Source organism: Ferruginibacter sp. SUN106 (assembly GCF_050611765.1).
GTDB lineage: Bacteria > Bacteroidota > Bacteroidia > Chitinophagales > Chitinophagaceae > Ferruginibacter.
Window position 1 is genome coordinate 169,249 of record NZ_JBODJC010000002.1, and the last position, 25,900, is coordinate 195,148.

The 25,900-nt window shown below is 37.2% G+C and carries 24 protein-coding genes; 8 read left to right on the forward strand and 16 right to left on the reverse strand.

Going from position 1 to position 25,900, the window contains the following annotated elements; translation table 11 throughout:
* Positions 1 to 12 precede the first annotated feature (12 nt).
* The 4 genes from ACQ334_RS06770 to ACQ334_RS06785 form a co-directional block, all read right to left on the reverse strand.
* Entirely contained in the window at positions 13 to 1,320 is a 1,308-nt protein-coding gene (locus tag ACQ334_RS06770; RefSeq protein WP_430987422.1) for a cryptochrome/photolyase family protein, read from the reverse strand.
* A gap of 21 nt (positions 1,321 to 1,341) precedes the next feature.
* Positions 1,342 to 2,181 (reverse strand): aminotransferase class IV, encoded by an 840-nt coding sequence (locus tag ACQ334_RS06775; protein WP_430987423.1) that lies wholly within the window; start codon positions 2,179 to 2,181, stop codon positions 1,342 to 1,344.
* 152 nt (positions 2,182 to 2,333) lie between these two features.
* Positions 2,334 to 3,020 carry a response regulator transcription factor gene (locus ACQ334_RS06780; protein WP_430987424.1) on the reverse strand — a complete coding sequence of 229 codons (687 nt, stop codon included), beginning with the start codon at positions 3,018 to 3,020 and terminating at the stop codon, positions 2,334 to 2,336.
* A 203-nt stretch (positions 3,021 to 3,223) separates the two neighbouring features.
* Entirely contained in the window at positions 3,224 to 3,889 is a 666-nt protein-coding gene (locus ACQ334_RS06785) for a response regulator (protein ID WP_430987425.1), read from the reverse strand.
* Between the two features lie 1,054 nt (positions 3,890 to 4,943).
* On the opposite strand from ACQ334_RS06785, the gene ACQ334_RS06790 reads away from it, so the two are divergent.
* From ACQ334_RS06790 to ACQ334_RS06800, 3 genes are all read left to right on the forward strand, one after another.
* Complete coding sequence (locus tag ACQ334_RS06790; RefSeq protein WP_430987426.1) at positions 4,944 to 5,507, forward strand: hypothetical protein; 564 nt, start codon at positions 4,944 to 4,946, stop codon at positions 5,505 to 5,507.
* A gap of 150 nt (positions 5,508 to 5,657) precedes the next feature.
* Complete coding sequence (locus tag ACQ334_RS06795) at positions 5,658 to 6,359, forward strand: sensor histidine kinase (RefSeq protein ID WP_430987427.1); 702 nt, start codon at positions 5,658 to 5,660, stop codon at positions 6,357 to 6,359.
* A 156-nt stretch (positions 6,360 to 6,515) separates the two neighbouring features.
* The gene (locus ACQ334_RS06800) at positions 6,516 to 7,166 is read left to right on the forward strand and encodes a response regulator (RefSeq protein ID WP_430987428.1); all 651 of its coding nucleotides are present in this window, start codon (positions 6,516 to 6,518) and stop codon (positions 7,164 to 7,166) included.
* Positions 7,167 to 7,291: 125 nt separating this feature from the next.
* Here ACQ334_RS06800 and ACQ334_RS06805 read toward each other — a convergent pair whose 3' ends face one another.
* Together ACQ334_RS06805 and trpS are read right to left on the reverse strand one after the other, a co-directional pair.
* The gene (locus ACQ334_RS06805; protein ID WP_430987429.1) at positions 7,292 to 7,927 is read right to left on the reverse strand and encodes a deoxynucleoside kinase; all 636 of its coding nucleotides are present in this window, start codon (positions 7,925 to 7,927) and stop codon (positions 7,292 to 7,294) included.
* 91 nt (positions 7,928 to 8,018) lie between these two features.
* Positions 8,019 to 9,023, reverse strand: coding sequence for a tryptophan--tRNA ligase (gene trpS / locus ACQ334_RS06810; RefSeq protein ID WP_430987430.1), 1,005 nt, complete (start codon positions 9,021 to 9,023; stop codon positions 8,019 to 8,021).
* A gap of 101 nt (positions 9,024 to 9,124) precedes the next feature.
* On the opposite strand from trpS, the gene gatC reads away from it, so the two are divergent.
* From gatC to ACQ334_RS06825, 3 genes are all read left to right on the forward strand, one after another.
* Complete coding sequence (gatC, locus tag ACQ334_RS06815) at positions 9,125 to 9,415, forward strand: Asp-tRNA(Asn)/Glu-tRNA(Gln) amidotransferase subunit GatC (RefSeq protein ID WP_430987431.1); 291 nt, start codon at positions 9,125 to 9,127, stop codon at positions 9,413 to 9,415.
* 87 nt (positions 9,416 to 9,502) lie between these two features.
* Positions 9,503 to 10,216, forward strand: coding sequence for an ABC transporter ATP-binding protein (locus tag ACQ334_RS06820; RefSeq protein ID WP_430987432.1), 714 nt, complete (start codon positions 9,503 to 9,505; stop codon positions 10,214 to 10,216).
* Positions 10,217 to 10,291: 75 nt separating this feature from the next.
* Positions 10,292 to 10,852, forward strand: a complete 561-nt coding sequence (locus tag ACQ334_RS06825; protein WP_430987433.1) for a cob(I)yrinic acid a,c-diamide adenosyltransferase — start codon at positions 10,292 to 10,294, stop codon at positions 10,850 to 10,852.
* Positions 10,853 to 10,909: 57 nt separating this feature from the next.
* On the opposite strand, the gene ACQ334_RS06830 is transcribed toward ACQ334_RS06825, so the two are convergent.
* From ACQ334_RS06830 to ACQ334_RS06850, 5 genes are all read right to left on the reverse strand, one after another.
* Positions 10,910 to 11,632, reverse strand: coding sequence for an outer membrane beta-barrel protein (locus ACQ334_RS06830; RefSeq protein ID WP_430987434.1), 723 nt, complete (start codon positions 11,630 to 11,632; stop codon positions 10,910 to 10,912).
* A gap of 11 nt (positions 11,633 to 11,643) precedes the next feature.
* Complete coding sequence (locus ACQ334_RS06835) at positions 11,644 to 14,145, reverse strand: S8 family serine peptidase (RefSeq protein WP_430987435.1); 2,502 nt, start codon at positions 14,143 to 14,145, stop codon at positions 11,644 to 11,646.
* A gap of 167 nt (positions 14,146 to 14,312) precedes the next feature.
* Positions 14,313 to 15,890: a DUF6770 family protein gene (locus tag ACQ334_RS06840; RefSeq protein ID WP_430987436.1), complete on the reverse strand. Its 1,578-nt coding sequence runs from the start codon at positions 15,888 to 15,890 to the stop codon at positions 14,313 to 14,315.
* Between the two features lie 31 nt (positions 15,891 to 15,921).
* Positions 15,922 to 17,382, reverse strand: coding sequence for a M48 family metalloprotease (locus ACQ334_RS06845; protein WP_430987437.1), 1,461 nt, complete (start codon positions 17,380 to 17,382; stop codon positions 15,922 to 15,924).
* A gap of 98 nt (positions 17,383 to 17,480) precedes the next feature.
* Complete coding sequence (locus tag ACQ334_RS06850; protein ID WP_430987438.1) at positions 17,481 to 18,134, reverse strand: ABC transporter ATP-binding protein; 654 nt, start codon at positions 18,132 to 18,134, stop codon at positions 17,481 to 17,483.
* 184 nt (positions 18,135 to 18,318) lie between these two features.
* Between ACQ334_RS06850 and ACQ334_RS06855 the strand changes: the two genes are divergently transcribed.
* On the forward strand, positions 18,319 to 18,540 hold the full coding sequence (locus ACQ334_RS06855) for a DUF2795 domain-containing protein (RefSeq protein WP_430987439.1): 222 nt from the start codon (positions 18,319 to 18,321) through the stop codon (positions 18,538 to 18,540).
* A gap of 116 nt (positions 18,541 to 18,656) precedes the next feature.
* Here ACQ334_RS06855 and ACQ334_RS06860 read toward each other — a convergent pair whose 3' ends face one another.
* The 5 genes from ACQ334_RS06860 to ACQ334_RS06880 all read right to left on the reverse strand — a co-directional run bounded on the left by ACQ334_RS06860 (position 18,657) and on the right by ACQ334_RS06880 (position 24,375).
* Complete coding sequence (locus tag ACQ334_RS06860) at positions 18,657 to 19,478, reverse strand: enoyl-ACP reductase FabI (protein WP_430987440.1); 822 nt, start codon at positions 19,476 to 19,478, stop codon at positions 18,657 to 18,659.
* Positions 19,479 to 19,762: 284 nt separating this feature from the next.
* A complete protein-coding gene (locus ACQ334_RS06865; RefSeq protein WP_430987441.1) occupies positions 19,763 to 20,554 on the reverse strand; it encodes a carboxypeptidase-like regulatory domain-containing protein in 792 nt (263 codons plus the stop codon).
* Positions 20,555 to 20,564: 10 nt separating this feature from the next.
* Positions 20,565 to 22,220, reverse strand: coding sequence for a DNA repair protein RecN (recN, locus tag ACQ334_RS06870; protein WP_430987442.1), 1,656 nt, complete (start codon positions 22,218 to 22,220; stop codon positions 20,565 to 20,567).
* A gap of 221 nt (positions 22,221 to 22,441) precedes the next feature.
* Positions 22,442 to 23,197 carry a zinc ribbon domain-containing protein gene (locus tag ACQ334_RS06875; RefSeq protein WP_430987443.1) on the reverse strand — a complete coding sequence of 252 codons (756 nt, stop codon included), beginning with the start codon at positions 23,195 to 23,197 and terminating at the stop codon, positions 22,442 to 22,444.
* An 83-nt stretch (positions 23,198 to 23,280) separates the two neighbouring features.
* On the reverse strand, positions 23,281 to 24,375 hold the full coding sequence (locus ACQ334_RS06880) for a Nif3-like dinuclear metal center hexameric protein (protein ID WP_430987444.1): 1,095 nt from the start codon (positions 24,373 to 24,375) through the stop codon (positions 23,281 to 23,283).
* Positions 24,376 to 24,391: 16 nt separating this feature from the next.
* On the opposite strand from ACQ334_RS06880, the gene ACQ334_RS06885 reads away from it, so the two are divergent.
* Positions 24,392 to 25,891, forward strand: coding sequence for a carboxypeptidase M32 (locus ACQ334_RS06885; RefSeq protein WP_430987445.1), 1,500 nt, complete (start codon positions 24,392 to 24,394; stop codon positions 25,889 to 25,891).
* Positions 25,892 to 25,900: the final 9 nt, after the last annotated feature.

Consider the following 25,900-nt stretch of genomic DNA (forward strand, 5'->3'; position numbering starts at 1 on the left):
ACGCCTCACGTCTTATTCTTTTTTCAGCGCTTTAGCATACACTTCCAGGCAACGCTTCCTCGCCGCTTCATGTTCCACTATTGGTTGGGAATAACTGAACTCCTGGAATTCTGGCACCCACTTTTTTATGTATACTAATTGCGGATCAAATTTTTGTGTTTGCAGGTAAGGATTAAATACCCTGAAATATGGTGCAGCATCGCAACCACTGCCTGCAGCCCATTGCCAGCCTCCGTTATTAGCAGCCAGGTCAAAGTCTAATAATTTCTGTGCAAAATACGCTTCTCCCAATCTCCAGTCGAGCAATAAATGTTTGGTTAAGAAAGAAGCCACTATCATGCGTACCCGATTATGCATAAAACCGGTAGCATTCAATTCCCTCATGCCGGCATCTACAATGGGATAACCTGTTTGCCCTTTGCACCAGCGTTCAAATTCGCCATTATCTTTTCTCCATTCAATGGTATCATATTGTGCTTTAAAAGCTTTGCCTTTACCCACTTGCGGAAAATGCCAGAGTATCATGTGATAAAAATCCCGCCATATCAATTCGTTCAGGTAAGTTTCAGAAAGGTCTTTACTTGCAGTAGCCAACGCTCTTATACTAATAGTACCAAAACGCAAATGCACACCTAATTTTGAAGTACCTTTTATGGCAGGAAAATTTCTTTGCTCCTGGTATTTTTTTACCAGTTCCTTATCCAAATCCTTCGATGGGAATGGGGCATCAACAATATTAAAACCAATATCTTTTAAGGAAGGTATCGGTACCGGCAATTGTTTGTAAAAATTAGCGAAATATTTTTGTGTGGGATACGGTTTTAAATGAAACTCATTTAAAACTGCTTTCCATTTTCTGCTGTAAGGCGTAAATACGGTATAGGGTTTGCCATCATCTTTCAACACTTCATCTTTTTCCAGCAGCACCTGGTCTTTACAGGTGTGTAAAGAAGCTCCACTGCTTTTAAATAATTCAGTAATTGCTTTTTCTCTTTCTAAGGCATAAGGTTCGTAATCATGATTAGTGAAAACCTTTTCAATTGTATATTTAGCCAGCAAGGTTTTGTAAACTGATAAAGGTGTGCCGTGGTACACCTCCAGCGAAGATCCCATCTTTACCAATTGCTCTTGTAACTCCTGCAATGCAGCATGAATAAATTCAACTCTTCTGTCCGACTTATCTTCCAGCTGATCTAAAATATTGGTATCAAAAATAAAAACGGGTAGTACGGGCTGGTTACTTTTTAAAGCATGATATAGCCCTGCATTGTCCTGCAGGCGCAGGTCACGACGAAACCAGAATATATTTACTGTTGGCATAATCAAATAGTAACAAATAAATTATAAAATGGTTGGCGTAAATGAAGCGTAAATTTTTTGTGTAATGAGATTGCCGAAATTTTTATCTGCAATACTTTTTACCCAACGGATATTGTAAATGGAGTTGGTTAAAAAAACTTCATCTGCATCCAGTAATTCATCTATAGTTATTTCTTTTTCTTTACAGAAAAAACCGGTAGCAGGAATCTGGTCAATAATATATTTTCTAAACACACCTGCTACACAAGCTTCGGTTAATGACGGCGTATAGATCATTTCATTTTTAATAATAAAAATATTGGCAATCGTAGTATCACAAATCCTGTCAAAACTATTAAGCACCACAGCATCATTCCATTTTTGTTTTTTGGCTTCCAATGCTCCCATTACATAGGGCAGGTAATTATTGGTTTTTAAGTTACTGAGTATATCGCAGCTTTTTTTTACGGCTGTATAAATACCCATATCCAATCCATTGCTGTTAAGTTCACCATTGCTATCCGGTAATGCCCATGTTTCTATTATATAGTTGGGTGTATGATCGGCAGCATCGTATAAACCACCATCTCCTCTGAAAACAGTGATTCTTACCCGGGCTGCTTTTTCATGCCCGTTCTTTTTTGCCAGTTGCAATACTTCTGCGATTAGTTTTTCGGGGGCAAAATGTTTGGGAATGGCAAATTGCAATACCGTCATGCCTTTCCACAAACGGGCAAAATGTTCATTATCTAAAATAAGTTGCCCTTTCTTCATTTTCATGGTTTCAAATAAACCATCACCATACCTGAGGCCACGGCTGGCCGCTCCAATTATTGGTGTATTCTCTGTATATACCTTTCCATTGTAATTAAACCAACTCATAATGCAAATATACCTTAAACCCCGTCAGCGGTTGCCCCCTGGCGATGGTTATAATTCTTTTACTTATCACTGATACAAAGTAAAATCCCGCCATTGCTGGCGGGATTTACCTCTTCATTACAGTTTTAGAGACTTAGTTTTAAGTATTGAATTTACATTTCTTCATCCAATATCTTATGCTTTACAGCATACATAATAAGGCCTGCAGTACTTTTGGCACCCGTTTTCACTTTCAGCTTATCCCTTATTGCTTCCACAGTACGGGGACTTAAATCAACAATATCTGCAATTTCTTTGGTACTCTTTTCTTCGCACATCAGTTTTAAGATAAGGGTTTCCTTATCGTTCAGCTGTGCTTCCTGCTGCATTAATTTTTGGGGGGTTACAAAATTCCTTTGCTTCAGGTTGGTAAGTAAGGCCTTGTTGGTAAGAGAATTGAAATAATATTCCTGTTCGTAACAGGTTTTAATTGCTTCGTAAATAATTTCGCTGTCGCTGGTTTTGGTAAGGTAACTGTTAGCACCCAGTTCCATTAGTTTGGTGATCATACTGTGATCATCCATCATCGTCAGCATTATTATTTTAATGTTGGGATAGAGTTTTTTCACTTCGGGCAACGTAGTTATACCATCCATTACCGGCATCTGAATATCCAGCAATATTACATCTGTTGCTATATTTTTAAGCATGTTCAGTAAGTGCATGCCATTGTCGGCTTCTGCTATTACTTTAATGTCCTTCTTGGCACTTAAAGCGGTTTTAACACCTGCACGGTACAGCACATGATCATCTGCAATAATCACTCTTATCGGCTCGTCACTATCGTTTTTGGGAATCATAATATAATTTGTCTTGGTTTGGATTAGTAGATTTGCTATCTATTAACGCCGAACTGCAAGTTCAAATTATAATGAAACATAAGAAAGCGTGTAATTACCCTATGTTTTGGATGGGAATTTTACGATGTAGTATGGGATTGCCCGTTATATAATATCACTAATTGTTTTGAATTGATTGATTTCTATTCCAAAAAATAGAATTATTACTCAATCAACTTATTCCTCATCCCGTACATTATTAGCCCGCCAATAGTTTTAGCATCCACCTTGGTCTTCATATTCTGGCGTATGGTTTCAATAGTACGTGGGCTAAGGAAAATTATTTTAGATATTTCTTCAGTGGTTTTATCCTCGGCAAGCAGTTTGAGTATTTTTAATTCCTTCTCATTAAAATTTACCGGCGTATTGGTACCGTAATGCTGACGTACATTTTTTTTCTGCATCAACTTTCCCATCACTGCTTTATTCACCAGGTCGTTAAAATAAAAGTCGTCATTCATGCAGGTGAGTATGGCTTCGTAAATTTCTTCGGGGTCGGTGGTTTTGGTAAGATAGGCGTTGGCACCCATTTCCATCATTTTGCTGATCATCTGCTGATCGTCGTACATAGTAAGCACAATGATCTTGATATCCTCGTATTCTTTGCGTATCAGCTGAATGCCATTAATGCCATCTATTTCGGGCATCCTGATATCCATTAATAAAACCTCGGGTTTTTTAATAGCAATCTTATGCATCATATCCTTGCCGTCTTCGGCCTCCCAAAGCATTTTTAGGTTGGTTTTTCCTGAAAGGGCCATCTTAATACCATCCCTGAAAATCTTGTGGTCGTCAGCAATGGCAATCTTGATCAAGTGGTCGTTACTCATAGTCTAAGAAAAGGGGTTAGTATAAATCCGTTTAAAGTTACGATTTTCCATTAACAGTTAGGCTACAATACTGTATACCACTGTAGTAAAAACTTTTCCACATTCTGTTGGTTATCACCTCGTTTTTAGCATTATTACGTAGTAATGGTACGCTATTTGTGTATCGTTAATTTACGATACCCCTTTGCACTATTACTTGATATAAAGTAAATCCTGTAAACCCAAAAACGAGCATTAATGCTCTTGTTCTCCCCTGCACACCGCCCTATTTTTGTTGCAGTTGATTGACATTGGCACACGAAAAAATTTTATCCAATTATCCAAAAAACTAAAGCTTTAAGTAGCCTGATATCCAAGAAGAACCTGTTTGTGCTTGTGTTGCCAGTGTTAATCAACTAATTAATTGCCCGTTTTACATCCAATACCTCTGAACCAAAATGTTTTTAAGTTTACAATTGCTGCCTTTTGGCAAATGTGATTGTAAACTGGTTTTTTATCAGTTTCTACCCCCGCCCCGGAAAACTACTTAGAGCCTGGAACCGCAGGTTCGGACAATTACTTACTTGAAATAGTAAAATTGCCTGGGTAAAGCTACGTTTTATTCCATAGTAATTTTACTATTTTATTTTCGTACATTTACCCCATCTTTTACCGTCTTTTTACTTGGTGCAAGTACGCAAATCCTTAACCACAGGGGGTTTCATTACTTTTCCACATATTAACATTTCGGCTGGGCAGTTGCCCACGGAAGGGTTTTGGAGCAAGTTTGCATCAAGAAACTGATTATAAACCACAAAAAAATCTTATTACCATGGAACCTTGGATCACTGAAGTTTTTGCTTAATCATCTAATAGAGAATAGATATTATTTGTAAAATTACTTGTTGTTGACTACTTTTGGTTAAAACCAAAGACAATACAAGAGAATTTACTATACTTATCTAACTTTTCAGGATTAATACCTCTAATTCTATTTGCCATTAACTATAAAAAGTTAGGAGCAGCGGGATTAAAGGTTTTTTTTGTTTATATCCTTTATATCTTCCTGCATACCATGGCCACTATACTGCTCAAGTATTTTGGCGAATTCTACCCTTATACAGTTTTACTGCGTTTCTTCAATGTTATTGAATTAGGCTTTATTTCCTGGTTTATCTATCTGAATATTAAGAATGCTACAGCAAAACGCATTATCATTATTATCCAGCCGCTTTTTATTTGTTATTGTATCTACGACTTCCTCAGTTCCAAACAGCCTTCTGTAGGTTATTATCCTGCCGCTATTGAATGCATAATAATGATCATTTTTATTATTTACTTTTTCTTTGAATTAATGCAGGAAATAATCCAGTTGCCGCTATATGTCATCATGGAATTCTGGCTTGCCACCGCCCTTCTTATCTATTTTTCCGGCAACTTCTTTCTTTTTGTTTACTCAAAAACCATGATAAATGAAGAAGGCTTTATGGTAACCTATAAATATATTTATAGCACTATAATTATACTAAAAAACATTTTTATTTGTTTATCTATACTATACTTAAAGACAACCCTTGCTAATGTAAACCAAAATAATAAAAGCCTTTCGGAAGAGTCAATACCATTTTTTCAAGACTAATAAAACCCAACAACGTAAAAAGTCATGTTTTTCTTACAAGCGCCCACTTCTCCTCAGGGAATAAATAGTATTATGTTTTTTGGTACAATAGGGATGCTTGTATTGACTATGGGTATTATAACATTTGTAATATTTCATCAACGCAAGATAATGCGTTACAATTCTCAGCTTAAAAAATTAGAAGAAGAAAAACAACAGATACTACTAAACGCTTCCATCCGTTTTCAGGAAGAAGAACGTAACCGTATAGCCGCCGATCTGCATGATGATGCCGGCCCTTTATTAGCCACTGCCCGTCTTTACCTTAACGAGAATTTAGTAAACCAGGAAAAAGCCCAGCAATTACAAAGCATTTACAGTGCCAAGCAGATTATTGATGATGCTATTTTGCTCATCCGTAATATCAGCCACAGCCTTATGCCGCCTACCCTTAAAAACTTTGGCTTGGAGAGTGCGGTAAACGACCTGTTTCAAAAAATAAGTGGTAGCGGCAGTATTAATGCCAGCGCCAGGTTTCATGATTACCGTGTAAGGCTGAAAGTGGAGCAGGAATTATTAGTGTTTCGTATTGTACAGGAACTGGTGAATAATGTATTTAAACACAGTAATGCCGGTTTTATACACCTTACCCAAAACAACAGCGGCAGCAATATGTATTTTCGCCTGCACCACGATGGTACCGGTATTGTACAGGCCGATTTTGAAAAACTGAACCAGAGCGCCCTGGGCCTGGGCTTAAAAAATATTGCCAGCCGTATTAAAGTACTTAAAGGAAGGATATATTTTGAGATAGACCCCAGCCATACCTACTACAAAGTTACTATTGAAGTGCCGATGGAAGCGTTGATTTAAGCATATCACATTCATAATTACCGGTATTAAATCTACGTAAAGTGTCTCCTGATTTTTAGAGTTACCAAGGCTGATAAACCCGGTATTACAAATTCATCATTCGATATTTTTTTAATTAATGATTGTTTTCCGTAATTTTATCGCACCACCTTACTTATGGATGAAATAAAAGTTGCAATAGCAGACGATCACAAAATATTCCGTAAAGGAGTCATTCTTTCCATGCGTGCCTACACCAATATTAAATTTGTGATGGAGGCCGAAAACGGGGAAGAGCTTTTATCTAAGATTCCTGAATCGCAGCCGGATGTAATTTTATGCGATTTAAAAATGCCGGTAAAAGATGGTATTGATACCACCAAGATGATCACTAAAAATTTTCCGGGTATACGTGTCATCATTCTTACCATGTACGAAGATGAAAGATTTGTAGGCCACCTGATGGATTGCGGTGCTGCAGGATATCTTTTAAAAAGTACCGAACCTTCTGAAATAAGAAAAGCGGTGATGGATGTAATGCGAACCGGTTTTTACCTGAATCCTTTTGTAAATAAGGTACTCATCAAAAAAAATTATTCCAAACAAAAATTCAATCCCAATTTAACTACCGAAGTAGTTTTAAGCGAAAGGGAAAAAGAAGTACTCACTTTAGTTTGTATGGAATTTACTGCAGCAGAAATTGCGTCTAAAATGGACATCAGTTCCAGAACAGTGGAAGCTATTAAAGACAGGTTGATGGAACGCTTTGGCGTGAAGAACTCTGTGGGCCTGGTGTTTTATGCGATGAAGAATTCGCTTATAGATTAACTGCAAGGGGAATAGCAGCAAGGGAGAAGCCTGATGATAGATACCAGCTTTCAAACATTGTAACAGTACTAAATACTCTTTATCCAGAAAATTTGCCCCCTTGAAGCTTGCCTCTTGAAGCTTTCTTAAAATAGTCCAAACAACTTACTATCAATACTTGTAATGATCTGCCCAAGGTGTTCTTCGTTTTCTGCAAATTTATTTTTATCTGCATCAATGATCAATAACGGGCCTTCTTTATAATTATCAATAAAATTATTGTAGAATTCGTTCAGTTTTTTTAAATAATCCAGCCTGATATTTTCTTCGTATTCTCTTCCCCTTTTTTGAATTTGTGCTACCAATGTTGGTACCGATGCTTTTAAATAGATCAACAGATCGGGTGGTTGCACCATGCTTTTGAGTGTTTCAAAAAATTTATAGTAATTATCAAAATCACGTTTGCCCATCAGGCCCATGTCGTGCAGGTTAGGTGCAAAAATATTGGCATCCTCATATATTGTTCTGTCCTGTATCACAGTTTCGGTACCACGATGTATTTCCAGCAATTGATTAAGACGGCTGTTTAAGAAAAATATCTGCAGGTTAAAACTCCACCTCGGCATATCTTCATAAAAATCGTTCAGGTAAGGATTATGATCCACATCTTCAAACTGTGGAATCCATTTGTAATGCTTGCTCAGCATTTCTGTAAGCGTGGTTTTGCCGGCACCAATATTTCCGGCCACAGCAATATGCTTTGGTTTTTTTGTTTTAGCCATAATTCAATTGTCGATTTGCGATTGCCGGTTGCAGGTTTATTCACAAGCGGAACATCTAAAGTAAACAAATTCTGAAATCAAAAATCTAAAATCAGAAATATTTTAATCCCATAGCTTCCCTCACCAGTTTCATGGTTTCGCCGGCACTTTTATTGGCCTTTTCCGCACCTTGTTCCATTACTTGTTTTAAATAATTTTTATCAGGTAAAATAGTATTGATCTTCTCCCTTACCGGCGCAATAAATTTCACCATATCCTCTCCCAGTTGCTTTTTCAGGTCGCCATAACGGATGGTGCAATTGTTATAATCCGCCTCGTATTTTGCAATCACGTCTTCTGTACAAACTAATTTCATCAGTGCAAAAATATTTTCGATGTAATCAGGTTTTATCGAATTCATTTCTGTTGGTCCTCCATCGGTTTTTGCTTTCGCTACTTTCTTCCTTATCATATCATCCTCATCTGCCAGATATAAAGTGGCCATCTGGTTTTCACTTTTACTCATTTTCCCTTTTCCATCCAGGCTGGGCACTTTTACCAGCTCTGCATTGTAATTATAGGCTACAGGTTCGGGAAACACTTCTCCATAACGATGGTTGAAGCGGTTGGCAAAGTTGCGGGCCATTTCCAAGTGTTGCTCCTGGTCTTTACCTACAGGCACATATTGGGCACGGTGCAAAATAATATCTGCAGCTTGTAAAACAGGATAGGTTAGTAAACCGGCATTTACATTTTCGGGATGCTGGCGCACTTTATCTTTAAATGTAACTGTCTTTTCCAACTCACCTTTATAAGCCAGCATATTCAGGTACAGGTACAATTCTGCCGTTTCGTGTACATGGCTCTGGCAAAAAAAAGCCGCCTTGTCGGGATCTAATCCGCAAGCTATATTTTCTGCCAATACCCTTTCCACATTGCCTCTCAGCTCTTTGGTATCAGGATGAGTGGTAAGTGAATGCCAATCAGCCACCATAAAATAACATTCAAAATCTTCCTGCATTTTTATATAATTGCGGATAGCCCCAAAGTAATTACCCAAATGCAAAAAACCGGTAGGCCGGATGCCACTCATTACTATTTCTTTATGCTTTGCCATAGTGGGCGAAGATAATAAAAGGCAATGGGCAATAAAAAAATTATGTGCCACTTAAATAAAAACCGAAACCGGTAAGCCCAAAACTGAAGTATATTTGTTGTATGGAAGTAAATGATGCAATGGTAGATAAACTGGCTAACCTGGCAAGGTTGGAGTTTAACGATGCTGAAAAAGAAGGTATTAAAAACGACCTGCAGCGGATGATAAAGTTTGTAGAAAAACTGAACGAAGTAGACACTACGGGAGTGGAACCTTTGCTGCACATGAGTGAGCAGGTAAATGTATTGAGAGCAGACGAAGTACAGGGCAGCATCAGCCGTGCAGAAGGCTTACAGAATGCGCCGGCGCATGATGAACAATTTTTTAAAGTACCGAAAGTGATAAAGAAGTAATAAGTTATAAGTACAAAGTTGTAAGTACCTTACTACTAACTTTCAAAGCTTAACTTATAACTCATAATTTAAAACGTATAACTTATTATGCAGGGAATAATTCATTTAGAAAACATCCGCAAAAGCTACTACCTGGGCAAACAGGAATTGCAGGTGCTTAAAGGCATTAGCCTGGATGTATTTAAGAATGAATACGTGGCGCTGATGGGGCCGAGCGGTAGCGGTAAATCTACTTTAATGAATATCCTGGGCTGCCTCGATTCTCCCACAGGGGGCAAATACATTTTAAATGGTAAAGACGTAAGCCGCATGCCTGATAATGACCTTGCCGAAGTTCGCAACCAGGAAATAGGATTTGTATTTCAACAATTTAATTTATTACCCCGGTTAACTGCATTAGAAAATGTAGCCTTGCCATTGGTGTACAGCGGTATCAGTAAAAAAGAAAGAACCGAAAGAGCCAATGAGGTTATGGCTAAAGTAAAATTACAGGACCGAAGCCATCATAAACCTAACGAACTAAGCGGCGGGCAATGCCAGAGAGTGGCCATTGCCCGTGCATTGATCAATAACCCTGCTATTATCCTGGCTGATGAGCCTACAGGAAACCTGGATAGTAAAACCAGTTATGAGATCATGGACATACTGGGTAAAATACATGCGGATGGCAATACCGTTATACTGGTTACACACGAAGAGGATATTTCCATGTTTGCACACCGTGTGGTACGTTTAAGAGATGGCCTGATTGAAACAGATAAATTAAATGCTAATCCTGCTACTATTGCCCAGCCTGCATAGACCGTCTCCTGCATATTTTTAATGAACTAATACGGATATTTTTTGTTGCTTTGTGCTGTAACTATTACAACAATTATGGCATTTAAAATATATACAAAAACAGGCGACCTCGGTAAGACCTCTCTCATTGGTGGTACAAAAGTTGCCAAAAGCCATATCCGTATTGAAAGCTATGGCACCGTAGATGAATTAAATTCTTATATCGGTTTGGTGATTGACAATATCACTGATGAACCTTCCAGGATAACCTTAAAAGAAATACAAGACCGCCTTTTTACCATCGGTTCTTCTTTAGCCTGCGACCCGGATAAAGAACCACTGATGAAGATTCCCGATTTAAAAGAAGAAGATATTGTGCTTTTGGAAAATGAGATCGACAGGATGAATGAAATATTACCGGCAATGAAATCATTTATTTTACCAGGAGGTCATGTAGCAATATCCACAGCACATATTACACGCTGTGTTTGCCGCCGTGCAGAAAGATTATGTGTGAATATGCAACAGCATGATCTGTTTGTAGAGCCATTAGTTATAAAATACCTCAACCGCCTGAGTGATTATCTTTTTGTGCTGGCAAGATATATTGGCCATTTGCTGGGTGTGGGGGAAATTCCCTGGAAGCCAAGGGTATAAACAAAATATCCTTTTGTTGATTTACTAACAAAAGGATATTTGATTAAGTTTTAAAAATTATTTCTTTTTATTGCGAAATGAGAATGATGTTCCCGCTGTTAATTGCAAGCTCTTAAACTTTGTAAAAAAATAAGAATCACTTTCTATATTATGTAAAGTGAGGAATTTGTTTTTAGAAATATCACTGCAAAAAGAAAGTTCAACTGTAAAATTTCTGTCTTTAATTTCAAAAGCGGAGCCAATTCCACTCATAAATGTTGTCCCGATAGATTTATTATTCTCTCCGAATTTAATAGTCTGTTTGCCAGTATAAGTGCCTTTGACTAAACCGCCCGGCGATATAGGTATGTAATAATCTACAGTTCTATCAGCCTTATTTAAAAGAATTATTTCTGTACCGAACATTATGTAAAAAGTAGATTTTTTCTTATTTACAAAATTATAATAGGCTTGTAGTGGTATTATAAGCCGTGAAATTTTAATCCTTTCAGAAACTGAACGAGGATCTAAAATAATAGCAGAATTATCATAATGTTGCCTTAAAAATTTACTTTGTATAATCTTAAATTCCAATCCAGCACTGACAGATATTGAGCTAAATAAAGTTTGTACATATTTGTACCCAACATTTAATCCTATTTTATAATTATTTGCAGAATTGGGAATGCTTAAATCTGTTGTAGTGTAGTTAGAACCAATAAAAAAATTATGATAGTCTTTTTGAGCCGTACAATCAGAAAATAGAAAAATTAAGATGGTAATAATGATATACTTTTTCATGTAATACGATTTTAGCTTTTTATGAATTTATAGGTACTAGTCCCGCATTTTAATAAATATATTCCCCTTGATAGACCAGAAACGTCGATAGACAAAGTATTTACTCCTTTACTTACGGATTTATTCAAAATTGATTTAACTTTTACACCTAAAGAATTTACTATTTCAATGTTTTGGGCTCCCTCTATTTCTGAATTTATTTTCAGTGTCAGCAAATTGATAACCGGATTTGGCGTTATTCTATTTTTAGAAAACTCAAATGGAATATCATTTACAATAATATCATCAGCAAAATCTAATTTAAAAGGAATTTTTTTAATTGAATCTGCTTTTGTAATACTGCCCTTACTTTGTGTTGATTGGTAATCAATATTCACCGGACTTCCAACAACTACGTAACTAAAGGTAATGCTTGATGGTGAGGTAGGTATCCATCCTAATTCTTGACCAATGCTATTGTATCCGTAATATACATAAGTTCTTAAAGTTGCAGATGTATTTGTAACATTAATTGCTTCTGCCCAATGCCTGCCATCGTTAGGATTAGCTTGCGTAAAGCCATTACTGGAGCAAATTATAACTGGGTTAGGAGTATTAGCATAATTAATAGTTGCGGTAACTTCATGCCTCTTTAAAAAGAACAATCCAAATGGCAATGTCGTTGGACATGCCAGATTATTAAAAGTCATTGCAATATTTCCTGTAACAGCATTACTCGCTTGCGAGGTAACATTGTAAGTTGTATTTGAAATAGTAACACCCGGCCTTGCCAGTTGAGCAGCATTGTAGGCATTTAATCTACCATACCCCATTTCTATATTCCATGCTCCATTTGGATGAGCAGGTGTCCAGTTATAGCAATAATTGCCTACTTTATTGGAGCTAAGTTCAATTATTTTTCGTACTTGCGATTGAGTCAAATTTGGATTAATTTCCAATACTAGCGCCCCTGTACCTGCTACTAGTGGAGCAGCTGCACTGGTACCATTAAAATCTGTAGCACTATAAGAGGGGTCAACGTTTATAGCAGGCATTCTCACACCTGGTGCCATTAAGCCCAAATTTGTTCCATAATTACTACCCCATTTTCCAAACTCAGGAAAGGCTGGGTCATATGGATATGCATCACAACCTGAGATTGGTATTTTTCGTGAATTACAAGGTGTTATTGCCCCAACGGCAATTATATCTGGATGAGTAGCGGTTGGAAAGCGAATAGCTGAATTTTCGTTTCCGGTAGGAAAAACAAGTAAACATCCCTTCCCATTTCTTCCTGAAATTGCTGCATCTGTTAATGCCCTATCTATCATTTCACTTTCGAAATTTACCCCCCAGCCACAATAAAGTATTTCAGCACCATTATCTACAGCCCAATTAATTCCCTTTGTTAACTGATCTGCCAAGCCAATGCTTACGGCATCGTCATTAGAGTTAAACACTTTAACCGGTATAATTTTTGATTCCGGTGCTATACCCGTAATATCAATACCATTATCTGCAATTGCGGCTATAGCACCTGCACTTTTTGCTCCATGCCATCCAATAATGGAAGTACTGTTTGGATCAAAATTAAATCCAGGCAAATAATTAGCCGCCAAATCAGGGTGGCTTGGTAAAGCCCCGTCATCAATTACTGCAACTTTTACATTATTTCCTTTGGTAAATTGCCAGGCATTTACAGCCCTGATATCTGCACCCGGAATTCCATTATATTGTCCGATATTTAACAATCCCCATTGTTCAGGCCATCTGGGATCATTACTACAAGTAATGTTACCAATTTCAAGAAAATTTGGGGTAGAATATTCGCACATTCCTGTATTGTAAAATACGTTTGCCCAGCCCATTAAATCCGTTGATTTGTCCCTGGTTACAGATATTTTATAAACTCTGCTCCCAAAATCTGTACTTACATCCTGGGTTACAAAACTATAGTTTGTTAGCAACCCTGTAAAATCATTAATTGTAAAAGCAGGTTTTATTTTTATATAAAAATTTTCTTCTGTACCCGTAGATGCTACAATGCCACCTAAGTATGAAAAACCTTTAGACACCGATCTGACATTTGAATTATTCGACAGCTGATACAATGCATTGTCAAAATTATTATACTCATAATATTCATAGCGTGGTGTACAATCCGGGCAACCTTCGCAAGGAACTGGCATATAGTTAGGATCGGGTTTAATCGAATCTTTTTTATTGTTATTGTTTGAAGTTTTTGATTCTATTAAACAAGGATATACCCAGTGCCAGCCTGATACTATTCTTGATTGTAGTTTGACATAATTTGGAATATTTGTAAGATTTCCATTCAGCAAATCTACTGATGCATTTGAAATTACATCTTGTTTTTGTGTATTTGTAAGATTAGCTGCAAAATGAACAAAAAGAATTCTTGTGGAGTAAGTTACAGATTTTGGTTGTCCTTTATAATAATAATATCCACTCTGCGCCAGTATATGAGTTATAATAAACGAGAAAAATACACAAACTAAGATTCTCTTTTTCATTTTTATAAGTATTAGATTATTGGTAATAGTTATAAAGATTACATAACCGAGAATTGGGTTGCATGAAATAAGTAACTTATGTAATAAATTATTCAGAGCTGACCGCATAAAAAAAATTCCTCCCCAACTAGTTGGGGAGGAATTTTTATAAAAACCATTCGTGTATTTTAATTCAGCGCTTCAATAGACAGCCTGGTGTACTTTTCTTTTTTATTATTTTCCACTACCATGATATGGCCTTCTTTTGCAGGGAAAATATAGGTCCTGATCTTTCCATCTTTATGCGGTACTGTACGTACAATTTTCTTTTGGTTTACATTGTAGATCATGATGTTCTTACTATCATCAACAATCATGTAATTGGCCTTGGTGTTGGCATTATCCACGCTGTAAAAACTTCTCTGGTTTAAAAATCCATTCAAAGGAAAAACTCCTCTCAGGTATTTGGAATCTTCGCATGGAATCTCAGTTTCAAAAGATAAGCTGCCTTTGGGATTTAATTTCATTAAAGCCACATCGGTAACCTTACATTTAGTAGTACCCGATACTGCCAGTATGATTGGCGTTACAGTAACCAGCGGTAAAAATATAATTGATGAAACAATAGATCCGATCTTAGCTTTTTTAACAAATTCTGACCCTGTAAAATAAGTATTCCCATTATAGTCCCTGAACGAACTAGTCATTATGGCATAAGATTTTGCGTCGCTGATATAACCTCTTTTTGAGATAGCAGGTTTTTGAGAACCATCGCCCCAATAAGTAAAAGTTTGTTTGATATCGGTTTTAGTATGGCCTTTTACGTCCATTACAAAAACACCTGAATAAGGGCCCTTCGCAAGTTGTTTTCCGTTGCTGATATTATTGCCTTTATCCTGGTCGATTATACTTCCGCTTAAATATGGTGTGCCGGTTACAGGATCATTTGCAAAACTCAACACTTTTAAAGAATTGCCTTCCTTATCATTTAAAGCAATTTTATCGTAGGCTTTACCATCAGCTGCATTATAGCTTAACAATGAATAACCACCTTCGTAATATTTTTCTTTTACCTTCTGCAACAAATAAATATCTGCTTTAGAAGTAAGTAAACTATAGGCCTGTTCTTCAGAAATACTTTTTTTCCATAGCTCTTTTCCTGTAAGGTCGTAGCTGATCAAATTACAACCATCTTTATCGCCATAAAAACAGGCGAAGCCTTTTTGAGAAATATTCTTTAACTGAATACGGTGGGTTAAACCTCCATAATAAGTAAACTTACTTCTGGGTGAAGCCCATAGTTCGTAATCGGCAGATTTTAAACTGATATTATTAGTGTTGGTTTTTATAATTTTTCCATCAAGCGTTAAGAACTGGGTGAAGATGGCATTTTTTGCATCAAAGGCATTGTACTCTTTCCTGTTTTTAAATACTTTTCCGTTGATATTGCTTTTTAAATAAGCCAGGCATAATATATCCTGCTCAAAAGATACAGCATCAAGGTCAAGTTTTTCTTCCCTGAAATTTACAGTACCAATATCATTGAGGTTTTCATCCATCAATGTTATTTTGTAATTAAAGGAATCTTCGCTGGCTTTTTCCAGTTGGGTAAACACGAGGTAGCCTACCAGGGCCTCATCCTGTGTAATGATCTTCATCTCAGAGGAAATGTCTTCATTCACTTCTTGAAATACTTTCGATTGTGCCTTTACGTTAACCACAGTTGCACAAAGGCAAATGGTAAGACATACAATTAATTTTCTCATGTTTTTTTAGTTTCAGGTAAAAGTTAAAATGCTATTTTTTAAAATGGTCTGCAAATTCGCAGTACATACTTGTGGGATTGCTACTGATAAATTCTTTTGCAGCGCTGGCTTTCTTTTTGTCATTATCGTCTGTATCAAAATTAAGTGTGCTCATCAGCGCTTTTAATCCTTTTGATTCCGCCGACATACTTCCCCAAAAACTCTGATTAGCAGACGATTTATATAATTGTTCTAAATTATCGGCAGGTATTTGTTCCAGCATGGTTTGCAATTCGTAATAGTTTTTAGAAATGTATTCTTTAGGCCTTATACCAATGGCATTAAAACGATTGAGTTGTTTATTGGAATAATTAAGACCGGCAAGAACATTATGCGCCATAAAATCGTACCAGGTGTCGGCATTACCTTTATCCTTTTCTAAAAAGATGCGGTACAAACATGCAGTAAGATCCATATTATCGTACATATTCCAGAGCAGCATTTTATTGGCCTTCTCTTTTATACTAGCTGTTACCGGGGTAAAAGCCCCTTTTATGTTTACAAGATTTTTAGTTTTGTTATACCGCTCTATACAATCAGGGTGTGTTTTTAATGAGTCATTCAGTTTTGTAGTGTCTTTAAAATTATAATTTTTTGAAGACAATCCTTTTGTACGTTTTGAAAACCACCAATCTTCGATGGTAGTATTATAAGAAGCGAAATAAGTTTTGGTTTCGTTCTTTAAAGGTTCTTTGTATTCATTATCTGTACTATCCAGTCTTAAAAAAGCTTTGGGATCAAAAGAGATATTGCTGTTTCTCAGCAACACTATTGCCAAAGAATCTGCTTCACTTTCGTGATAGCGATGGTGCTTATTTCTGCTGAAGGTATATCCTTCCACTACTTTTTTCAATTTGGTCAGGCGTTCGTACTTAGAATCCAATACCGCATTCAGTGAATTTTTATATTCTTCAGAAGTTAACCATACCGCCATTTCCTTCATTGAGTTTTCGGGATGGTTCAAAATATTATGTGATAATTCGTGGGCCACAACCAATGCCACTTCTTCCCTGCTTTGCGAAAAAGTGATCAGGCCAAGGTTAACAGCAATTACATTACCACCAACTGCATAGGCGTTAACAGAAGCACTTCTGTCGATGAGTAATAGTTGCTTCTGTTTTATCAATGAGGGATTGCCTTTTGTAAGATCGATAATGATCTGGTTGATATAATTATAAATTTCTCCGTCATTAATATAATTATTGGCTTCAATAGCACTGGTAATAAAATCAGTTCTGCCATCCCATATCTCTTTATATTTTTTTTGTGTGGCTTTCTCTTTATATAATTCGGGGCATACCCAATTCTTTTTTAAAGAGTCGTCTTGTTTTGCAAAGGAAAACTTAGAGAGGTCCTGGTAAGCATACAACTGCGGACGCTGCGCCATTATGTAATAAGAAAAAAATAAAAAGGCTATTATCAAGCCGGAAGCTCTGCCGGTAGACGGTTTCATAAAATAAGTTATCCTTTAGGGTGCAGTGCAAAAATAATGATTCGGGAATATTTTCAATTAAAAATTTTACTTATAACTGCTAGATAACGGATTATTGCCTAATTTATTATTTTGCCATCCTTCATCATCACAATTCTGTCACTCATTTGCGCTAATTCTTCGTTATGGGTAACAATCAGGAAGGTTTGATCGAACTGCTTTCTCAAATCGATAAACAGTTGATGCAGGTCTTTTGCATTAGCACTATCCAGGTTGCCGGTGGGCTCATCAGCCATCACAATAGACGGATTGTTAATCAGTGCCCTGGCTACTGCTACACGCTGCTGTTCGCCCCCGGAGAGCTGCTGTGGTTTATTTTCCAAACGGCCCGAAAGCCCCAGTGTTTTTAATAATTCTTCTGCTTTGGCAGTAATCTCTTTCTTTTTCCCCCCGGCTATCCAGCCAGGAATACAGACATTCTCCAAAGCGGTAAATTCCGGCAACAGGTGATGAAACTGGAATACAAACCCAATTTCCTTGTTGCGGAAGGCAGCCAGTTTTTTAGGAGATAGTTTATCCACCCGCTGGTTATTGAGGATGATCTCGCCTTTATCAGCCTTATCTAAAGTGCCCAAAATGTGGAGCAGCGTGCTTTTGCCGGCACCCGAGCTGCCCACGATACTCACAATTTCTCCTTTTTTAATATCGATATCCACTCCCTTTAAAACCTGTAATTGCCCGTATTTCTTCTGAATATTTCTTGCTGATAACATGCTTTAAAAGTAAGTAATAATTTATAAAAAACGGCTTATGCAACTTTTAAGGGGGTTTACACAATCTTCTTAAAAACCAGCCGTTAATAAAACACTTTTGGTTATTTCCACAGAACGTATACATTTGCGGAAAATTAGGGATAGTCAGCCCTGCAATTATTTAAGAAAATTAAAGAGATATAATATGTTTTGGACACTAGAATTAGCTTCCCATTTAGAAGACGCACCCTGGCCAGCTACCAAAGATGAGTTAATTGATTACTCTATCCGTAGCGGCGCCCCTATTGAAGTGGTAGAAAATTTACAGGAACTGGAAGATGAGGGTGAGATATATGAAAGCCTGGAAGATATCTGGCCGGATTACCCGAGTCATGAAGATTTCTTTTTTAATGAAGAAGAATATTAAGCCGCAAGTATAGAGCTGCAAGCTACAAGTGGTTCTCTGCGATATTAAAGAGCCTCCTGAAATTCAGGAGGCTTACTTTTTACTACTTTATTTTCTTTATATACTTTACAAAGCTCTTAACTTTCCGGTACGCCCAATTTTTCCATTACATAATTGCTTACACCCGTTGTGGAATAGCCGCCATCGTGAAATAAATTCTGCATAGTAACCATCCTGGTTAAATCGCTGAATAAAGTGATGCAGTAATTAGCACAATCTTCTGCACTGGCATTACCTAATGGTGCAATGGCATTGGCATAATCAAAGAAATCGCCAAAGCCTTTGATACCGGTGCCTGCCGTGGTTTTGGTGGGTGACTGAGAAACGGTGTTGATACGCACTTTTTTATCTACCCCATAATGATAGCCGAAGCTACGGGCAATACTTTCCAGCATTGCTTTAATATCTGCCATATCGGTATAGAACGGATACGTACGTTGTGCAGCCATATACGTTAATGCTACCACGCTACCCCATTCGTTTATGGCATCTAATTTTTTTGCCACTGCCAGCATCTTATGAAAACTCATCGCACTTACATCAATGCCTTTCATGAAGTAATCGTAGTTGCTTTCTGTATACGGAATTTTTTTACGGATGTTCACACTCATACCAATGGAGTGCAATACAAAATCAATTTTACCACCCAGTACTTCCTGGCTTTGTGTAAACAGGTTAGTCAATTCTTCTACGCTTGTGGCATCGGCAGGGATGATCTGGCTGCCGGTCTTTTCTGCCAGCTTATTGATCTCTCCCATACGCATGGCAATGGGTGCATTGGTTAAAACAAATGTGGCACCTTCTTCATGTGCTTTTTCTGCTACTTTCCAGGCAATTGAGTTTTCGTCTAATGCGCCGGTGATGATACCACGTTTTCCTTTTAGTAAGTTGTATGACATAAAATGGTTTTGGCTTTTAATGGCGGTAAAGATAAAAACTATTTATTCAAAAAAGCTACTTGAAAAGTTTTGCTGCTTCTACTATCAAAAGCACGCCAATTGAAATGTAAACGAACAAGCAAGTAATGACTATTACAAAATACAGGAGCAGCTTTTTTCCACTATCCCCGGGATTGATTTTTTGCAGTAAATATTTATTGAAAAAATAAAAAGGGATTGTCATTAATGCGGGAATACCAAGAATGGCTAATAAATATGGTATCACTAAAAAAGTCATTTGTTCATCAGGTGTTTACCATTTTCAGCATCACCTTTTTGTCATCTGTAATATCAATCTGGATTTTGACAAAACCTAAAACATTAATGGTTTTTCCGTTTTGTATGGCTGAATATATCTTCGGAATACTTTGAAATCTTTTTTTAATAATTTCCTTAACCTCATCTTTAACATTTCCGGTAATTGAATTTACCTCAATCTTATTGTCTCCTTTTACCCAAAGATAAACCAATATGTTTGCAGGCTTTTTCGGCCTGTTCCGCATCTTCAACTTATTGATATCATCAGTTAGGCTATCTGCAAAATCCGGATAGCTGGTATAAAAATAGGGATTCACTTCAACCTTTGTAAATATGTAGCTTTCATCCTTCTTTTTTACTTCGGTTACCGGATTTAAGGTTTCGTCAAAATCAATTACTCTGTAAGGCCTGGAGTAATCCGATGCGGCTCCGCTAACAAGAAAGTAAGTCGAGTTTTTATTCTCCCTTACAAATATTTGCAAAGTATCCCTGAGTAACCGGAAATTTAAACGATTGTATTTTCTTTGAACAACAAAATATGCTTTTTGCCAGGCTACACTTGTAAAAACCAATGTATCTCCAGGTTTCAATCCATCTAATCTAAATGTTCCATTTGAAGATGTTGAAGTGCCCGGACTTGTATGTTTTGATCTGACTGTAGCTCCGTTAATAGGAGCTCCCTCAAAATCTTTAACTACACCTTCTATTGAAATTATTTGTATCTGAGAATAAGAAACAAAAAAGATAGCAGCAAAAAAAACAGTAAATACAAATTTCATAGTGAAAGATTTAATTCCCCACCATCTCCCTCGCATTCTGTAATGCAGCAGCAGTGGGCTTTTCGCCGCTCAGCATTTGTGCAATAGCGGTAATGCGTTCGTCGTTGTTCAATAATTTAACGGAGGTAATAATTTTATCGCCTTTGATGGCTTTGTACACAAAATAATGTGCATTGGCTTTTGCAGCTATTTGTGGTTGATGTGTGATAGCAATCAACTGATGGCCTTTTGATAATTCTTTCATGATGTTGCCCACTTGTTTGGCGGCTTCACCGCTGATACCAGTATCAATTTCATCGAATATTAAAGTAGGTAATTGTAATTTTTGTGCTACCAAAGATTTTATGCAAAGCATGAGCCTGCTCAATTCGCCGCCACTGGCCACTTTGCGTAATGGTTCAAAGCGATTGCTTTTGTTGGCATCAAATAAAAATTCAATGGCATCACTGCCGGAATGATTTAATTCAACAGCAGTCAATTCAATTTTAATTTGTGCATTGGGCATACCCACCTGCTTTAATAAACCGTTTACTTTTTCGGTAAAGGGTTTGATGGCTTTATGGCGGTTGGCAGATATTGTTTTTGCCAGCTGCTCACATTGCTGCAATAATGTTGCGGTTAGTTTTTCTTTTTGTGCAATGGCTTCACTAATGTTCAGCACATCATTTAATTTTTCCTGTAAGGCTTCCTTAACAGCCAGTAATTCGTTAGTGGAATTTACAGCATGTTTTTTCAGCAACTTATAGCCCAACGAAATTTTATCATTTACTTCCTGTATGCGATCAGGGCTGTACTGCACGCTATCATTAATTTGCTCCAGTTCATCTGCTATATCCTGTAATTCTATTTGTGTACTAAGCAAGCGCTTGTTCAATCCTTCAACAGAACCGTGGTATTGCTCTAAAGCATGTAAGCGGTTATTCAATGCTTTTAACTGTTGCACTATCGGCTGCTCACTTTCTTTCAATTCAAAGTAAATGCTGCCTAATTGCTGTTTTATATTTTCTGCATTACTTAACAACTTTAATTCTGCATCCAGTTCTTCTAATTCATTGTCTTTAAAATTAGCTTCTTCCAGTTCGTCGAATAAAAATTTATTATAGTCGTAGCTGGTATTGGCAGCAGTTTGTTGTTGTTGTAATTCCAGTAATTCCTTTTTTGTTTTGGTGTACTGATTAAACTGTGTGGTGTACTGCTGTAATAATTTTCCATTATCTGCTAATGCGTCCAGCACTTCCCGCTGAAAATCTGCGTCACCTAATTCTAAAGTGTCAAACTGTTGGTGCAAGTCAACCAATGCAGCACTTAATGCTTTAAGCTGGTTTACATTTACCGGTGTATCATTAATAAAGGCCCTCGATTTTCCATTAACTGCAATCTCTCTTCTTATCACCAGTTCTTCATCGGCATCTAAATCATTGGCGATTAAAAATTGTTTTACTGCAGTTTTGTTTTCGCTGTTGAAATAACCTTCCACCACGCATTTTTTTTCTTTCTGTTGTAATACACTGCTATCGGCTCTTTCGCCCAGTATTAAGCCCAGGGCGCCCATTAAAATACTTTTACCGGCACCTGTTTCGCCAGTGATGATATTAAGGTTATCACTGAAGTCGATAACCAGGTCGTCAATGATAGCGTAGTTCTGTATGTGTAATTTTAAAAGCATAATTTGATAGAGCAAATTAGTTTTTTTTTGCCATGAATTACCTGGAATTTCTAAAGAAATTATTTTGCCACAGATTACACAAATTCCACAGATAAATACAATCCATTTGCCGTAAGAAAAAATTTGTGTAATCTGTGTAATCTGTGGCAAAAAAAAATCCCGACGAAAGTCGGGATGTTCTTATTATTTTGTGATAAATCCGGATAGAATATCCAGAGTACTTATTTTACTTCTACAGTATCATTTAAATCTGCATCTACTAAAATACGGCCGCAGTTTTCACAAACCATTACTTTTTTACGCAGTTTAATTTCACTTTGTTTTTGCGGAGGAATAGCATGGAAACAACCACCGCAGCTATCTCTTTCTACCGGTACTACTGCCAAACCATTACGGTAATTTTTACGGATGCGGTCGTAGCTTAATACCAATCTTTCATCCACATGCGTTCTTGCTGCTTCTGCTTCTTTATTGTAATGCTTTTCTTCTTTTTCAGTTTCGCTGATGATCTTTTCTAATTCGCCTTTTTTACCGGCAAGGTTGTGTTCTTTGGTGGCAACTGCTTTCTTTGCAATTTCCAATTGTCTTGCCTTATCAGAAATTTCTTCAGTAGCATCTTTAATATGCTTTTCGCAAAGTTTCACTTCCAGGGTTTGCATTTCAATCTCTTTATTGATTGCTTCAAACTCACGGTTATTCTTTACATTCTCACTTTGCTTTTCGTATTTTTTAATCAGCTCTTCAGCTTCTTTGATACCATTTTTCTTTTGTTCGATAAATTCCTGGATACCATTTATCTCTTCTTCCACACGGGTTTGTCTTGCATGTAATCCTTCAATTTCATCTTCAAGGTCTTTAACCTCCATAGGTAATTCACCTTTAAGAATTTGAATTTCGTCCAGTTTGCAATCTATTTTTTGCAATAATACCAGGGACTTTAATTTTTCTTCAACGGAGAAATCTTTTACTGAAGCCATATTTTAATTTTAGATTTTAGATTTTAGATTCCGGATTTTTAAAGCGTGCTTTAGAACAGGTGTCTTTAAATCTCCTCACTATCTTAAAAATACTGGACTGGATTGGTGTTTACGCCAGTTTTAAGGACGGCAAAGTTAGGGAATTTTTCTGTCAAAACCTCAAATAACAGGTCGATGGTGAACTGTTCGCTCTCATAGTGGCCAATATCGGCAATTACCAGCCGGCCGTTGGCATCAAAAAACTCGTGGTATTTAATGTCGGAACTGATGTAGAAGTCGGCCCCGGCCGCTATTGCAGCGCCAATTAAAAAACTGCCGGCACCTCCGCAAAGGGCTACTTTTTGCACCGGTTTACCAGTTAAAGCCGTGTGCTTTATTACCGACAAGTAAAAATTTTCTTTAATATTTTGCAGAAACGCCTGTTCGTTCGTGAAATTTGGCAATTCCCCAACAATGCCGCTGCCAATTAAAGTATTGGTGTTTTCAAGTGCTATAATATCATGAGCCACTTCTTCGTAAGGATGTGCTGCTATCATAGCATGGTATACTGCTTTTTCCAGCCATGACGGGAAAATCACTTCTATTTTTATTTCATCTTCGGTATGACGCTCTCCTATCTTGCCCACAAAAGGATGGGTGCTTTCGCCGGCTTTAAATGTGCCTGAGCCTGAAGTGTTAAAACTACATTCGCTGTAATTGCTGATCTGTCCGCCACCTGCAGCAAAAATTGCATTGCGTACTTTTTCGGCGTGTGCAAGAGGAACAAAAGTGAATAGCTTTTTCAAACTATTATTTTTGGGTTGTAATATTTTGCGGTTTACCAGTCCGAGTTTATCGGCAATTTTTCCATTAACCCCTTGCAATACGTTATCTAAATTGGTATGAATGGCATAGATGGCAATATCATTTTTTATGGCGGTGATAATGGTTTGCTCTACATAATTGCTGCCGGTTATTTTTTTTAATCCGCCAAATACAATGGGATGGTGCGCCACAATTAAGTTGCAATTTTTTTCAATCGCTTCTTTCACTACATCTTCTGTTGCATCTAATGTTGTAATAATTCCCGTACATTGCCAACCGGCATTACCTGTGATAAGGCCGGCATTATCGTAACTTTCCTGCAATGAAAGTGGTGCAATTTTTTCTAAAGAAGTTAGAATATCCTGAATGATCATGTATAAAAATTAAAGTATGAAATCAGCAGCACTGTACAATGAATATAAAACAAAGATGCAAAAAATAGCCGATGTAAAATACGCATCAGCAGTTTTACAATGGGACCAGGAGACTTATTTACCACCAAAAGGAAATAGTATCCGGGGAAAACAGATTGCAACGCTGAGTGAAATAGCACACCAGCAATTTACCGATGAAAAAACCGGTGCATTGCTTAAGGAATTATTGGACAAAAATGATTTGAGTGATGCTGAAAAAAAGAATGTGGAGCTGAGCCTGGTCGATTATAACAAAGCCACAAAATTCACCAGTGATTTTGTGCGGCAGATGAGCGAACTCACCAATAAAAGTTTTCATGCCTGGATACAAGCCCGGAAAGAAAATTCATTTGCCGGTTTTCAGCAACCATTGGATGACCTGATCAAACTAAAAAAGCAGGAAGCGGATATTTTAGGGTATGAAAAACATCCTTATGATGCTTTGATGAATGAATATGATAAAGGATTAACAGTAGCTATCACCGACAAAGTTTTTGCTGACCTTAAACCTCAGTTATCCGTTTTATTAAACACTATAAAAAATAAAACACAGGTAGATAGTTCCTTTCTGCACCAGCATTTTGATAAAGACCAGCAATGGAAATTTGGGGTGGAAATTTTAAAGCGCATGGAATTTGATTTTGAGGCAGGCAGGCAGGATATGAGCGAACATCCTTTTACCATTAATTTTAATAATGCCGACGTAAGGGTTACCACAAGGATTGATGAAACCGATTTTGGTAACATGACCTGGAGTTGTATACATGAGGGCGGACATGCTTTATACGAGCAGGGATTACCGGGTGACGAATATGGCTTGCCACTGGGGGAATACGCCAGCCTGAGCATTCACGAAAGCCAGAGCCGCCTGTGGGAAAACAATGTCGGGCGGGCCTTACCCTTTTGGCAACACAATTTTCCGTTGGCAAAAACGTTCTTTTCAAAGCAGTTTGGCAAGATTACCACAGAAGAATTTTACAGGGCTATCAATAAAGTGCAACCCTCATTAATAAGAACAGAAGCTGATGAACTGACCTATCATTTTCATGTAATGATACGATACGAGATAGAAAAAATGCTGATAGACGGAACGATCGCAACAAAAGATATTCCTGCATACTGGAACGAACATTACGAACAATATTTAGGTGTAAAAGTACCGGATGATAAAAGAGGCTGTTTGCAGGATGTGCATTGGAGCCATGGCAGTTTTGGCTATTTTGCTACTTACAGTTTAGGAAGTTTGTATGCTGCACAATTATATGCAGCGATAACGGGGGAAAATGACTCTGTAGAAAAGGAAATAGCAGCTGGAAATAACAGTACATTGCTGCACTGGCTTAAAAAAAATATTTATCCGTACGGCAGGTATTACACTTCTGAAGAATTGTGTAAAAAAGCCACAGGCGAAACATTAAACAGTACCCATTTCATTAATTATGCCACTAAAAAATACAGTGATATTTACAATACTTAAAAATGAAGG

Bases quoted from the DNA above. Each gene is read 5' to 3' on its own strand.
- ACQ334_RS06770 (WP_430987422.1), bottom strand. From the start codon at position 1,320: ATGCCAACAGTAAATATATTCTGGTTTCGTCGTGACCTGCGCCTGCAG.
- ACQ334_RS06775 (WP_430987423.1), bottom strand. From the start codon at position 2,181: ATGAGTTGGTTTAATTACAATGGAAAGGTATATACAGAGAATACACCA.
- ACQ334_RS06780 (WP_430987424.1), bottom strand. From the start codon at position 3,020: ATGATTCCCAAAAACGATAGTGACGAGCCGATAAGAGTGATTATTGCA.
- ACQ334_RS06785 (WP_430987425.1), bottom strand. From the start codon at position 3,889: ATGAGTAACGACCACTTGATCAAGATTGCCATTGCTGACGACCACAAG.
- ACQ334_RS06790 (WP_430987426.1), top strand. From the start codon at position 4,944: ATGGCCACTATACTGCTCAAGTATTTTGGCGAATTCTACCCTTATACA.
- ACQ334_RS06795 (WP_430987427.1), top strand. From the start codon at position 5,658: ATGCGTTACAATTCTCAGCTTAAAAAATTAGAAGAAGAAAAACAACAG.
- ACQ334_RS06800 (WP_430987428.1), top strand. From the start codon at position 6,516: ATGGATGAAATAAAAGTTGCAATAGCAGACGATCACAAAATATTCCGT.
- ACQ334_RS06805 (WP_430987429.1), bottom strand. From the start codon at position 7,927: ATGGCTAAAACAAAAAAACCAAAGCATATTGCTGTGGCCGGAAATATT.
- trpS (WP_430987430.1), bottom strand. From the start codon at position 9,023: ATGGCAAAGCATAAAGAAATAGTAATGAGTGGCATCCGGCCTACCGGT.
- gatC (WP_430987431.1), top strand. From the start codon at position 9,125: ATGGAAGTAAATGATGCAATGGTAGATAAACTGGCTAACCTGGCAAGG.
- ACQ334_RS06820 (WP_430987432.1), top strand. From the start codon at position 9,503: ATGCAGGGAATAATTCATTTAGAAAACATCCGCAAAAGCTACTACCTG.
- ACQ334_RS06825 (WP_430987433.1), top strand. From the start codon at position 10,292: ATGGCATTTAAAATATATACAAAAACAGGCGACCTCGGTAAGACCTCT.
- ACQ334_RS06830 (WP_430987434.1), bottom strand. From the start codon at position 11,632: ATGAAAAAGTATATCATTATTACCATCTTAATTTTTCTATTTTCTGAT.
- ACQ334_RS06835 (WP_430987435.1), bottom strand. From the start codon at position 14,145: ATGAAAAAGAGAATCTTAGTTTGTGTATTTTTCTCGTTTATTATAACT.
- ACQ334_RS06840 (WP_430987436.1), bottom strand. From the start codon at position 15,890: ATGAGAAAATTAATTGTATGTCTTACCATTTGCCTTTGTGCAACTGTG.
- ACQ334_RS06845 (WP_430987437.1), bottom strand. From the start codon at position 17,382: ATGAAACCGTCTACCGGCAGAGCTTCCGGCTTGATAATAGCCTTTTTA.
- ACQ334_RS06850 (WP_430987438.1), bottom strand. From the start codon at position 18,134: ATGTTATCAGCAAGAAATATTCAGAAGAAATACGGGCAATTACAGGTT.
- ACQ334_RS06855 (WP_430987439.1), top strand. From the start codon at position 18,319: ATGTTTTGGACACTAGAATTAGCTTCCCATTTAGAAGACGCACCCTGG.
- ACQ334_RS06860 (WP_430987440.1), bottom strand. From the start codon at position 19,478: ATGTCATACAACTTACTAAAAGGAAAACGTGGTATCATCACCGGCGCA.
- ACQ334_RS06865 (WP_430987441.1), bottom strand. From the start codon at position 20,554: ATGAAATTTGTATTTACTGTTTTTTTTGCTGCTATCTTTTTTGTTTCT.
- recN (WP_430987442.1), bottom strand. From the start codon at position 22,220: ATGCTTTTAAAATTACACATACAGAACTACGCTATCATTGACGACCTG.
- ACQ334_RS06875 (WP_430987443.1), bottom strand. From the start codon at position 23,197: ATGGCTTCAGTAAAAGATTTCTCCGTTGAAGAAAAATTAAAGTCCCTG.
- ACQ334_RS06880 (WP_430987444.1), bottom strand. From the start codon at position 24,375: ATGATCATTCAGGATATTCTAACTTCTTTAGAAAAAATTGCACCACTT.
- ACQ334_RS06885 (WP_430987445.1), top strand. From the start codon at position 24,392: ATGAAATCAGCAGCACTGTACAATGAATATAAAACAAAGATGCAAAAA.